The organism is Acinetobacter sp. YH12156 (assembly GCF_013418235.1).
Taxonomy (GTDB): Bacteria; Pseudomonadota; Gammaproteobacteria; order Pseudomonadales; family Moraxellaceae; genus Acinetobacter; species Acinetobacter pseudolwoffii.
This window is the reverse complement of record NZ_VPCL01000020.1, coordinates 1-12,356: the sequence shown is the minus strand read 5'-3', so window position 1 is coordinate 12,356 and position 12,356 is coordinate 1. Positions and strand designations below refer to the sequence as shown.

General features: G+C 36.0%; 11 protein-coding genes, 1 pseudogene and 1 other annotated feature. Of the genes and pseudogenes, 8 read left to right on the top strand and 4 right to left on the bottom strand.

Annotated elements, in window-relative coordinates; all coding sequences use genetic code 11:
- Positions 1-258 precede the first annotated feature (258 nt).
- Positions 259-569, top strand: a pseudogene (locus FTU87_RS14455) (ISNCY family transposase); the annotation flags it as partial.
- A gap of 92 nt (positions 570-661) precedes the next feature.
- Here FTU87_RS14455 and FTU87_RS14450 read toward each other — a convergent pair.
- The gene (locus tag FTU87_RS14450; RefSeq protein WP_120376129.1) at positions 662-985 is read right to left on the bottom strand and encodes a helix-turn-helix domain-containing protein; all 324 of its coding nucleotides are present in this window, start codon (positions 983-985) and stop codon (positions 662-664) included.
- A 307-nt stretch (positions 986-1,292) separates the two neighbouring features.
- Between FTU87_RS14450 and FTU87_RS14445 the strand changes: the two genes are divergently transcribed.
- From FTU87_RS14445 to FTU87_RS14425, 5 genes are all read left to right on the top strand, one after another.
- Positions 1,293-1,616 carry a hypothetical protein gene (locus tag FTU87_RS14445; protein WP_180097713.1) on the top strand — a complete coding sequence of 108 codons (324 nt, stop codon included), beginning with the start codon at positions 1,293-1,295 and terminating at the stop codon, positions 1,614-1,616.
- 475 nt (positions 1,617-2,091) lie between these two features.
- Complete coding sequence (locus FTU87_RS14440) at positions 2,092-2,478, top strand: hypothetical protein (protein WP_180097711.1); 387 nt, start codon at positions 2,092-2,094, stop codon at positions 2,476-2,478.
- A protein-coding gene (locus FTU87_RS14435) for an IS3 family transposase (protein ID WP_180097709.1) occupies positions 2,453-3,672 on the top strand; the annotation gives its coding sequence in 2 pieces (ribosomal slippage) (positions 2,453-2,729 and positions 2,729-3,672; 1,221 coding nt in all). Before FTU87_RS14440 ends, FTU87_RS14435 begins: the two co-directional genes overlap by 26 nt.
- Positions 2,728-2,844, top strand: a sequence feature (AL1L pseudoknot). It overlaps the preceding gene by 117 nt.
- A gap of 516 nt (positions 3,673-4,188) precedes the next feature.
- Positions 4,189-4,767 carry a LexA family transcriptional regulator gene (locus FTU87_RS14430; protein ID WP_120376126.1) on the top strand — a complete coding sequence of 193 codons (579 nt, stop codon included), beginning with the start codon at positions 4,189-4,191 and terminating at the stop codon, positions 4,765-4,767.
- A 23-nt stretch (positions 4,768-4,790) separates the two neighbouring features.
- Positions 4,791-6,086: a Y-family DNA polymerase gene (locus FTU87_RS14425; protein ID WP_120376125.1), complete on the top strand. Its 1,296-nt coding sequence runs from the start codon at positions 4,791-4,793 to the stop codon at positions 6,084-6,086.
- Positions 6,087-6,113: 27 nt separating this feature from the next.
- Here FTU87_RS14425 and FTU87_RS14420 read toward each other — a convergent pair whose 3' ends face one another.
- On the bottom strand, positions 6,114-6,488 hold the full coding sequence (locus FTU87_RS14420; protein ID WP_120376124.1) for a hypothetical protein: 375 nt from the start codon (positions 6,486-6,488) through the stop codon (positions 6,114-6,116).
- A gap of 275 nt (positions 6,489-6,763) precedes the next feature.
- Between FTU87_RS14420 and FTU87_RS14415 the strand changes: the two genes are divergently transcribed.
- Together FTU87_RS14415 and FTU87_RS14410 are read left to right on the top strand one after the other, a co-directional pair.
- Positions 6,764-7,087, top strand: a complete 324-nt coding sequence (locus FTU87_RS14415; RefSeq protein WP_120376123.1) for a hypothetical protein — start codon at positions 6,764-6,766, stop codon at positions 7,085-7,087.
- On the top strand, positions 7,084-9,951 hold the full coding sequence (locus FTU87_RS14410; protein WP_180083592.1) for a relaxase/mobilization nuclease domain-containing protein: 2,868 nt from the start codon (positions 7,084-7,086) through the stop codon (positions 9,949-9,951). The genes FTU87_RS14415 and FTU87_RS14410 overlap by 4 nt, the downstream gene beginning before the upstream one ends.
- Positions 9,952-10,186: 235 nt before the next feature.
- Here FTU87_RS14410 and FTU87_RS14405 read toward each other — a convergent pair whose 3' ends face one another.
- Together FTU87_RS14405 and FTU87_RS14400 are read right to left on the bottom strand one after the other, a co-directional pair.
- A complete protein-coding gene (locus FTU87_RS14405; protein ID WP_120376155.1) occupies positions 10,187-11,134 on the bottom strand; it encodes a nucleotidyl transferase AbiEii/AbiGii toxin family protein in 948 nt (315 codons plus the stop codon).
- Positions 11,127-11,522 (bottom strand): DUF6088 family protein, encoded by a 396-nt coding sequence (locus tag FTU87_RS14400; RefSeq protein ID WP_120376154.1) that lies wholly within the window; start codon positions 11,520-11,522, stop codon positions 11,127-11,129. The genes FTU87_RS14405 and FTU87_RS14400 overlap by 8 nt, the downstream gene beginning before the upstream one ends.
- Between the last annotated feature and the right edge of the window lie 834 nt (positions 11,523-12,356).

Genomic DNA, 12,356 nt, shown 5'->3' with positions numbered 1-12,356 from the left:
GACAAGCATCGTCATTTTATTATGGTCAGCCTCAGGGTGAAGTGTGTCTAATCAACAGGGTTTTCGGTCTCTAAGTACTTTTTAAAGGAAACATCATCGACTCAAATCTCTATTTGCAACAGTGCCATTTAAAGTGTCTATATTCTCACCAATAAAAATGTCTGGTTTATGATGGTTTTCACCATCATGGACTGGATATAAATTATAGATGCTGATCACTATGTCTGGCAAATAAATACAACGCCTAAAGATCATCGTATTATCCAAGTCCGTGCTACTGAAATCTTGAATCTTTCAACCAGTCATGATGATTTGGTAAAAACCAAATGTCTTTCCATTATTTTTGAACATTTGTTGGGATTTGGACCCACCTTGGCGCATGAAAAGCTCACCACCGTGCATGGATTCGATCTTTCAGTAGAAACCCTACGTTCCATGATTGCGGCTGACTTGCAGATTTTACGATCCAAACGCCTGAAACGCCCATATCAGCCACGCTATAACAGTGAGTGCTTTGTTGAGCTGATTCGTATCATGACTGGTTTGAAGGTCAAACCGCCAAATCCTGCTGCTAAATTTCTAAGATAGTGGGAACCCCACCCTGACCATTGTCATATTGATCTTAAGAAGAGACAGGGTGACACAGTTTTGATATAAAACTTTAGTTTTGCAACGACAAGATGAATTTTTCAATCATCTGTCTTTCTGATTCAGGTAATGCTTGAATAGATTTTGTAATTGGATCGCTCCCTGAATGAGTATGTTGATCTATACATCCTAATAAATAATCAGCAGATATATTCAGCACAACAACTAACTTATAAAAATTTTCTAACGACGGTTTACGAGAACCTGCCTCAAAATGTGCAATTGATGTAGATGGCATGCCTGATTTTTCCGCCAATTCTTGCTGTGTCATTTTTCTCATTTTTCTGATTTCTTTTAGTCTTAGACAAAACAAATCAGCATCCATTTCAAGCATCATAATAAAACACCATAAACCGACAATAATAACTTGACTAAATAGGCAAGTTTGCATATAAATATTGATAGTATTTTATTGTCTATTTCGATAAAAAACATCTTTTAAAAATTAAGGAGGGAAATTAGATGATCAATATTGTATGTGCATGAGTGACCTATCTAGACAATAGGACACTCATGCTTTTCATTCCAAACCCAGGAAATGAAAGATTGTAAAATTTCGACGTTTTACCTTTGCATTCTTTCATAACAAATAATTTAAGTAAATTTTTCTTTTAAGAAAAATCTATTCACTTAAAGGCTCGATTATGAATAGTTCCTCTCATGTAGTTCTTAAATCAATTAGATCTGAAATCCGAAATCTTAATGTACGGATCATTTCAAAAATAGTAGCTTCTAAAATTATCGAAACTACGGCCCTACAATTACTATTTGAACCAGGCTTTTGCAAACAGCTTAACGTTGCACGCCATCTCACGACATATGAAGCTGTTGCATATTTTGTTGATAATCAATTTTTTGAAGAATATGGATTTCAGCAAGTATCTTTAATTAGTTTACAGAATATATATGATCAACTTTTAACTAATTTCTATGAGCATTTGACGAACACGCCTTATTATCCTATGTGATAGATGGCTCTTAACCTTAATTAAGTCCTCACATAAAAATGAGTGCGGACTTAATTCATGGCTATAAATTGCATTTTTTAGCAACTCAAGTTGCTAAAAAATGCAAAACTTAGCAAAACTCAAACTCAGTATTGTGAATATCTGCAAAAAACCATCACTTTAATTATTTCTATTGCTTTTATTTCAAGGTAATTACCAGGAGAGCAACCATTGCATTTTTTGTGGTGTTTTTTCTGATCAAGTTCCTATTTAGCCATATTGTTTAAAAGAGAAATAAAAAACTCTGATTACTGAACAACCCATATTTGGGAGAGTTTTCTATTCAGAAAATTTTTCAATTTACTCAAAGAAGGTCATAAAAACGTGGAGACTAGATTCGCGCTTTTTATGGGGCTAATATAACAAATTTTAGATACTTTTTATTTTTCCAGATAATTTAAGAAAAAGCACTATTTTTTATATTAAGGGCATACTTATGAGTCCACTTTCACAACCTATAAATAAATCTAAACTTTTGGCTCAGGCTTCATGGAAAGCGGCTCAGCAGCTTGGGTTAAAACCTGAGCAATTTGTAAGAATTCTGCATCTTGAATGCGTTGATATGGATTTATCTGATGCAAGCCTAATGCTAGATCCAAATTCTCAATCAGGGGAAATAGCAATAATCGTAATTCGGATTTACAGAGCTGTTTATAGCCTGAATGGTGGTGATATTAAATGGATGCACCGTTTTCTCAATTCACCTAATTTATTAACTGGAGGAGTTCCTATAGAACAGATGGAAACTGAACCGTACCGGGTTTGTCGGAGAGTCAATATTCTGAGAGACTATCCCGATGACAAAATTAAAATATACCCCTGAAATCAGAGAAAGAGCGGTTCAATTACTAATTGAATCTGAAAAAGATTATCCTTCTACTTGGGCTGCAATCACAGCAATTGCGCCTAAGATTGGTTGTACTCCTGAAACACTTCGTGCCTGGCATCAAAAGCATTTAGATCAGCAAAATCCTATTAAAGTACAACAGATATCTGATCAAGAAAAAATGAAGCAAATGGAACGTGAAATTAAAGAATTAAAGCGTGCCAATGAAATTCTACGTAAAGCAGCCGCTTTTTTCGCCCAGGCGGAGCTCGACCGCCCACACAAATAATGGTGGATTTCATCCATAACAATAAAGACTTATATGGTGTTGATGCGATTTGTAGGATTTTACCGATCGCAGCTTCAACCTATTACCGGACTCTAGATCTCTGCGAAAATCCAGAACATCGAGCAAAGCGAGATTTACATGACTTGCATCATGCTGAGGAGATTAAACGAATTTGGAAGGAAAGTTTAGGTCGATATGGTGTACGTAAAGTTTGGCAAAAATTGAAACGTGAAGGCTATGTTATTGCACGTTGTACAGTTGCTCGATTGATGCAGAAGCTAGATATACAAGGTGTTTGGCGTGGTAAGAACAAACAAACTACCCGCAACCGAGATGATCAAAAACGAGCAGATGATTTAGTGAAACGTAATTTTAGTGCTGATCGACCTGACCAATTATGGGTCAGTGACTTTACGTATATTCAAACAAATTCAGGCTGGGTCTATACCGCCTTTATTATTGATGTGTTCTCACGAGCAATTGTTGGATGGAAAGTATCTACACGGATGAATACAGATATGGTGCTCGATGCACTTGAGCAAGCATTGCACGATCGAGGCATGCCAAAGAATGTGATTCATCATTCCGACAGGGGTGTGCAATATCTTTCGATTCGCTATACCAATCGTTTAGAAGCAGCAAATTTACGAGCATCAGTCGGTACAACTGGTGATTCATACGATAATGCTTTGGCTGAAACGGTGAATGGCTTATACAAAACAGAGGTGATTGAATATTTAAAAGCAGATTGGCAAGGTTTAGCAGATGTACAACTTGCGACACTAAACTGGGTAGATTGGTTCAATAAAAAGCGTGTACACAGTGCACTGGGTTATGTGTCGCCTTTTGAGTTTGAAGCAATGTACTATGATAAGATTAACCCGTTAGGTCAGGTGGCTTAACTTAAATAAAAAAGTCTCCGACAAACCCGGTACGGTTCAAACTATGCATGGACTACTTTCTGTACTTAAGGCCGTAGAAGCTTTTCCATGTTAAAGTACTGACTTTTAAAGAATACCAATAGTTACTTGGGAACAGAAAGCAGTATAGCTATCAGATAATATGGTCGGAAAAATCCCTAAAGTATGTAGCTTATTGCCTTGAGCAGCCCTCCCTTTCATATGTCGACTCAGATCCAGTGGAGGCATTAAAAGGAGTGATAAAAGTCGTCAATACGTATGATTCTAAAGCTTCAAAATTCCCTTCAGAAGCGGCTTTATTGCAGGATATAAATCTTTCTAATGCACATTCGGAGCTACTTGGTAGGCAGCTAACTGACAAAGAATTAGGTCAATAAATTTATAAATCTCCCAGAATTTATACTTTTCATATTAACCATTTATCCAGATTCTCTTGTTTTTGGAATGAGGTAAAGTTTATTATTTGATTTTGTCACAAAATCAAATAATGGATAAGTCATGAGCAATAATCGTGGGGGAAGCCGAGAAGGTTCCGGTAGAAAGCTAAAATATAACGAGCCTACAAAAACTGTAAGAGTACCTGTATCCAAGATCATAGAAATCAAGAATTATCTCAACGAAGCAGAGAAACAATGCTTTAATGATGTTGCTTCAATCTCTCCTGTAGAGCCGTTCACTCACATGCAAATTCCTCTGGCTTCCGAGAAAGTTGCTGCTGGTTTTCCTTCCCCTGCTCAAGACTATGTAGATAAAACTCTAGACATGAATGAACACCTCATCAGCAATGAGGCAACAACATTCATTGTCAAAGTAGCCTCTCTTTCAATGAGAGATGCTGGCATCGACATTAATGATGAACTTGTCGTTGATCGTAGTCTTGAAGCCAAACATGCAGACATCGTTATTGCCCTAATCGACAATGACTTCACTGTTAAACGTCTGATGATCGAAGGTGATCATCGTTGGCTTAAAGCTGAGAATCCGGATTGTTCTGACATTCATCTTAATGATGGGCAAGAGATGGTGATTTGGGGTGTAGTGACATTTGTCATCAAACCGTTCCGGAAACGCAAGTAACTCTACTTTATTGGTTTCATCACATGGAATGTACAAACAAGGTGTTTGCTCTAGTGGACATCAACAACTGTTATGTCAGTTGTGAGCGTATCTTCAATCCAAGTCTGAATAACAAGCCTGTCATTGTTCTCTCCAACAATGATGGTTGTGCTGTTGCACGCTCTCAGGAAGCCAAGGACTTAGGTATCAAGATGGGAGTTCCCTTCTTTCAGATTAAAGACATCGTAGAGCAGCATAAAGTCCAAGTGCTCTCAAGTAACTATGCTTTATATGCAGAGATGTCTCGCAGATTCATGAAAGTCCTTTCAGACTTTGTCGCTCCTGACGAGCAAGAAGTCTATTCGATTGATGAATGCTTCCTTGATCTGACCGCTCCTTCAGAGAAGGATGATCTAACCGATTATGCTCAACAGATTCGTCAGCGTATCTTCACCTGGCTTGGTTTGCCTGTGTGTATTGGCTTAGGTCGAACGAAAACTGAAGCAAAGATAGCCAATCACATTGCCAAGAAGAATGCTTACTTGAATGGTGTATGCAACTTGGTTGCAATGGATTACTGCTCTACCGAGACTCTGTACCAATCCATCGAGGTAAGTGAGATTTGGGGTGTAGGACGTAAACATACGTACAAGCTCAACAGTATGGGCATCCATTCTGTAATGAATTTTGTCATGGCTTCCCCACTGATGATCCGAGAGCAATTCTCTATCGTCATGCATCGAACTTTATTAGAGCTGCATGGAGTTGCTTGTATTGAGTTAGAGCATACTCAAGCCCCTAGAAAACAAATTGTTGCGAGTCGTTCGTTTGGTCAAAGGATTTACCATATTGACGATCTGAAAGAGGCCATGAGCCTGTATGTACAAGATGCGGTAGCTCGCTTAAGAGGTGAGAATATGTTGTGTGGTTACATGATGGCTTTTGTACAATCGAATCCATTTGATACGCATAAACCGTATTACAGCAAGTCTGCAGCAATCACTTTACCTGAACCCTCTGACAATGTATTAACGCTGTGTAAAGTTGCCATCAAAATGATAGATGATTTATATCAGAAGGATGTAGGCTTCAAGAAGTGTGGCGTGATACTGACTTGTCTGGAGCCAAAAGCCAGGCATACTTATGACCTTTTCACAGACATGAAGCAAGTTGGCTTAGACAATATCTTGATGGATTCACTTGAGGAAATCCATCATAAGTTTGGTAAAACCAAACTCGCTCTTGGTGCAAGTATGTTACCGAACAGAACCTGGAATATGTCACGTAACCAACTCACTCAAAATTACTTCAAGTGGGATCAATTGCTTTGTGTGAAGTAATTTTTATTGATTACTTCACAACATAATTTATTTTTTCTTCTTTAAAAACTCTTTTAAAGTTTCCTCAGTAATACCCACAAAATTGTTTCTTTTTAGAAAGTCTAGTACTTCTCCGGTTGTTGCACCAAGACCAAAGAGTTGAAGTAAAGTTTTCTTATGCTGAGTAAGCAATTGATTCCGTGTAATGGTCTTTTCATTCAATTCTTTTATATAACAAAGAAGAATATTTTCAAAGTTTTTAGAATCATTTTTGCTATATATTTTTTGATTCTTCTCAACAAGTTTTGAAGGCTTAGAATTACTTTCTTGAGGAGCTTCAAAAGAATTATCTGTTGAGAATTCAGAATTTATATTATCCGAATTTTCACTATCGAATTTTAAAATATTCTGATCTTGCATCATATTTCTTCCTTAAGAATAAATTTATAAGCTCATTATTCGAAATATTTACTCTCATAAAAATGGCAAAATATGACCCTTTTTTGATTTTTAAATTACTGAAAAATGTAACTTTTTGCGCTAAGAAAAAAAAGGGAAAACAAGCATGATTTTCATCATCTTCAGTTCATTCACTGACCGCTAAAAATATACAGGATGGGACGAGTAATATACATCGTCCAAAATCACAAATCTCGAGCTCGCTCCGCTCGGTCTCAATTTGCATATAGTAGAAAAAAATGAAAGACAAAACATTGAGAAACAAAAAAATCATTATTCGCTTTACAGCAGATGAACATCAACAAATTAGTGCTGCCTGTGCGGCATTACATATGGCTCAATCTAACTATCTACGTTTGAAGATTTTCTCGGATACCCAGTTCAGTATTTCAGATCAACAGGACATTCATACTGTGAGAATCATGGGAATTTTACTGACAAAAATTTTGGAAAAACTCAAAGATACAGGACTCATTCTTCATGAATTGGATGAAATAGAACAGCTCATCCCGGAGATCAAAATGACTGTGCGTAGACTCAATGATAGATTGGATAAAGTATGATTATTAAAGTCATTGCGAATACGATCGGGTCTTCAGTAGAAGAACGTGTGACTGGATTATCGGATTATATTCATCATCCGAAGCAGACACGTGCTCACCATTTGTCTGAATATATTCATCAGCTTCATCCTGGTTTTGATGAAGACTTACTCTCTGAAAAATGTGTCTATTCAAACTTTAGAAACTTTTTAGATGATGATCCTCATTATCAAAAAATAGAAATGTCACAAACTGCCAGTTTGAACTCTCGTGTGATTGACCCGATCGTACACATGGTCGGAAGTTTTAAAAAATTTGAGGTTCCAACCACTGAGCAATTAGAACAACAAATTGATATTTTAGCGAAACATCTCAGTGCAGAAGAACTACAAATGCAATATGCAATGCACATGGATACAGACAATGTTCACTTTCATTTAATCGTCAATAAAGTTCATCCATTCAAAAAAAATAAACACAATGAAAATAAAGTGATCGATCTTGGAGATGGCTGGATTTATAATGCTGTACATCGGGCTGCAGCAGAAATTGAAGCAAAACAGGGCTGGGAACCAGAGCCTAATCCAATGTTTATCTATAAGCATGACACGGGACATTGTGAAAAAAATCCAGATTATATACCTCAGCCTGATGCTGAAAAAATTTATTCAAAAATTCGAGATCAAGAACATCGACATCAACAAAAAAGTCGAATGAGCAGTGAAAGCGAATCAGGCAAAGACTACCAACGCTATATTGGACATTGCGTTAATCAAGTACTGAAAAACGCTGAAAATTGGCAAGACTGGCATAAAGAATTAGCTCAACATGGCATTCTTTATGAGAAAAAGCGAAACGGTAGTACTTTTAAAATTAAGACAAGCGAAGAGCAAGAACTCACGTTTAAAGCCTCTTTATTTTGTAATAAACAAGCGACTCTCAAAAACTTAGAAAAAAAATGGGGAGATTTTACGGCTAAAGATAGTGATATTAAAACTATCCCTCTTATAAAACTAAATGAAACATCTCGGCACTCTCAATCAGCAGAAACAACTGTACATTCTTACCATTTATTTAAAAATGAAGATTTTTTAGTTACTAATCTTCATGATGTTTATCTAAAAATAAAGGCAGAAAAGGATTCAATCAGTAAAAATCGTAAAAATGGATACCAAGAAATTTCTCTTAAAAATGAAAATTATAAGCATGATAAAAATAATTTTTTAAAACAATGGCAGCAGAAATTTCCAGAGCAATCATCTGATGTCATTTTTACTCTGCTGCATTACCAGCACTCTGCTGATCAAATAAATTCAAGAGCATTGCAAAGAAAAGAATATAACGATCAACATAAAAGCTTGGGTAAAAAGACCTCTAAAACACTGCAAGAAAGCTTTCCATTTTCTTCAAGCTTTGATTCCTCGAAAATAACGTCTTACGCAGATTTTTTAAAGTTTTTCCCCCCCTCACATCACTTGCTTATGCAACAACAATTTTTATTTGATCAACGTCAATCTAAAAATTTTATTTGCCAAGATAACCCTAGGATTGAAAAAGCAAAAATCCTCTTTGATCAGAATGAACCGATAGCCATTCAAAATAGATATGGGATCCTGGTGTTCAGTAATTATTCCGTGACCCGACTACAACAATGTATAAAAGCACTTGATTCTAAAAAGAAAGGAACGCTCAGGGGTACGTCGGAATTTAAAGAATTGTTCCACGCTACTGTAAAAGATCTCAAAGAAAAAGAACAGATTATCGACACAAACCATGAGAGAGTATTACCAAGTTTCGAACGTCTTTCTCAAAACAATATCGAGTCGTGTTTTACTGAACTCTTTAAAAAATTTAGATCCACGCACACAAATCAAAGTACAGCCATTATTAAAACTTGTTTGCTCTTAAATTGTTGCGGTTTACCAATGGAGTCACTGCAATCAACATTAAAAAAATGTGTTGATGAAAAGAAATTGCCTGATATTAATAAGCAAGATCAGGATCTCCTCATGCTTAGGATCCAAAATCTGATTTATACTCAGCATAAAGAACTAAATAAGCAATATTTCAATTCATCTGAGATTGAACAATGTTGGCAACTTTATTTTAATCTACATATTTCTCCACTCAAGCAGCCAAAAGAACACAAGCACAACTCTCAGTCTTCATCTTCAACACTAGAATTAGAGCTCGTGCCTAAGGTTGAGAAGAAAAGAACAATCAAACTTCCTGAAAATTTAGCTGAATCTGAGTTTGAGCAAATGCTGCAATACTTTGAATACACTCGAAGACTCAAGCTTCAGAAAAAACAAGAAGGAGAACGCTTGAATACATTAGAATCTTCAAAGAAAATGTCTATACCTCATCAGCAATCCCAAATGACATCTCTTTTTAGAAAAGACTATGTAATCGAATACAAATTTGGACAAAAATTTTATCTGGACCAAAAAAAAGTTGCATTTTTTGAAACGAAAAATACATCAGAAATTACAGTTGTTAGTCATCAACATGAGCATATCCGTGATGCTTTATTCCTGGCAAGAGCCAAGTTTGGTGTTGTTTTAGTTTTTGGAACAGATGAGTTTAAAAAACAAGTACAACAAATTGCTGATTCAGAAGATATCAAAATTGAATTTAAAACCACTGCTCAGCAAAAAGTGAATGCTGCAATTGAGAATAGTCCAATTGGTAATTCAGCTGCTAAAAATGACAGTGCTGAACCAAAACCGCCAAGGAGAGAATTAAGTTTGGAACCTAAAGATCCTAGTATAATAAATAAGGAAGATAGAGCTGATAATTTCTATAAAAATCAATCTGTGACATCACGTAATAGTCGTAAAGAGTCCACGCAAGAAAATAGTTACGATTACGGACCTGGTTTTTAAAACAATTGCCTAATCGAATTTTTATGCAGCTTGAAATATGGTTTTAAGAATAGCCTAAGAATTATACTTAGGCTAATTCAAAAAAAATTTCAAGCGAATTAACATTTTCTATCTTCGATGAGTTACGAGTTAGAATTCAAAGAAAAAACTCTGAAGAATTTTGACAAATTTAGTTGTAATAAGAGTGATTGTAAATAAATAATCTATTGTGCTTAAGCTAATTTCTTTTCTACATTTACAACTTTAAGTTAGCGAAGATCTGTTGAACTGAGTCCTGAAAATGTGAATAGGCTTGCTGCCATGATATTTGTTTGTCCCCGAACACCATAGGAACAACAAAATTATTAAACCTGGCTTTATAGAGTGGATTACGACTTAATTCATTTAAACCAAATAACAATTCAGCAATCGGGTCTTCAACCATAAGAGTATGCTGACGACCATAACGCTCAATATCAGTTTTTATAACTTTAGTAGCTAAGTGCCCTAAATAAACAAAATCTTGTGGTTTACCATAGGTAATTTTAAAGTAGTCATACACATGTCGAACTAATGATTCATCATCAGCTCTTTCAGCATTTCTAGCAAAGGCCGCTGTACGCCTTAAAATTGCTATCAGCTTCTCGATACTGGTACTGACAATTGTGACGGAGGGAAAAGCATCGACTGGCTTCCCTTTCTTAGCCAAGTCATACACAAACGAGGTGATACTTCTAGATTCAAAAGGCTCAAGTAAGTCTGTTTCAACTAATTCCAATTTAATGAATGGTCGTAAACAGGGAGCTTGGTTGAAATGCTGAGGATATCGAATTAATAATTCCATATAACGATATTCATCCCAGACAACTGGTTCCTCTTCAATTGTAAAGAAATCAGATTGAGAGATTTTGTCTTGTACTTGATGAAGCAATTGTTTACGTACAACTTTAGCTTTAGAGCGACTTAATGCAATATTTGGTTTTGGAACTATTTTAATGTCCACATCTTCAGACATCCGATTTAACTGAATATTTGCTTTAGCTAAAGAAGTTCCACCAGCAAAAACCAAGTCATGCGTTTCAAATTCTAGAGACTGTAATAGTCTCAATAACTCGACAACATAGTAATCTTTTTCAACAATAGAAGTTGCACCAATACCAAGTGCATCAGCGACATCTGCAAACACATTTTTTATATCAGGCATTAATTTGGCTACGACCTACAGACAATTGGCGTGTAAAACGACGCGGGGTTTTAATTTGAGTAAAGGCTGGAATCTGGGTGGATTGACCAGATAAATATTTTTCCGTAGCCTCTCCTAACGTAACCTGCACATCCAATCTTTTTAATGCCTCTAAGATCACTGCATCCGCGCCTTCTGGACAGGCTGGCATTACTTTGCCGGTAATTTGATTTTTTCTTGCTTTGGTATAAATACCATAACCAACTTTAATTAGCTCACCTTCTTGAACTAAGTTTCGCAGAACTCTTCCAATTTGGTCATAATTCGCAATGTCATTAAAATCATCACGCATAAAAACATAACGTTTTGAGCGTTTGATGCGCATTTGCATTTTCGCTTTAGTTGTCATCGCATCTCCCTTATACATCAGTTTTCACATACCTTTAAACTAGCAAAAATACGACATTTTGTCGAGCAAAAATACGACATTATACTAGATGAGACTGTAGATAAATTACTCAGGAAGACAACTTTGTCTGATCTGACAGTTCTTGGTTGAGTTGCAGAATTCTATTACTCTATTACATTAAACAGCTGTAGATAACTACTTATGATCCAGAATTGGTTATCAAGCACCCTGATTACATAATAATCATAAGTTATACAACTTACACAATTTATGTGTCAGGAACCTGTCCACTTATGTACCTCTAAACACGTACGTGTTTTTATCACATTTGCTCTATAGCTCACAGCTTTTCGTTGTTGAGCTTTTTGAGTAGGTGATTGCTTATATTTTATCGTTTGTTTTGCTGTTTCAATAACTGTATCAATAGCTGTATTGGAAAAGATGCTTTGAAGGATCTGCGTTGCTTCCAGGACATTACTGATCAATTTGGATTGGTATATCAAGTCATGGAGAATAAAGTTGTTGTTCTGGTTCTAGATGTTGATAGACGAGGTACGGTCTATAAAGGCCTACAATCAAATTAGCTCACGGCTTTTGGTTGTTGAGCTTTTTGAGTAGGTGATTGCTTATATTTTATCGTTTGTTTTGCTGTTTCAATAACTGTATCAATAGCTGTATTGGAAAAGATGCTTTGAAGGATCTGCGTTGCTTCCAGGACATTACTGATCAATTTGGATTGGTATATCAAGTCATGGAGAATAAAGTTGTTGTTCTGGTTCTAGATGTTGATAGACGAGGTACGGTCTATAAAGGCCTACAATCAAATTAGCTCAC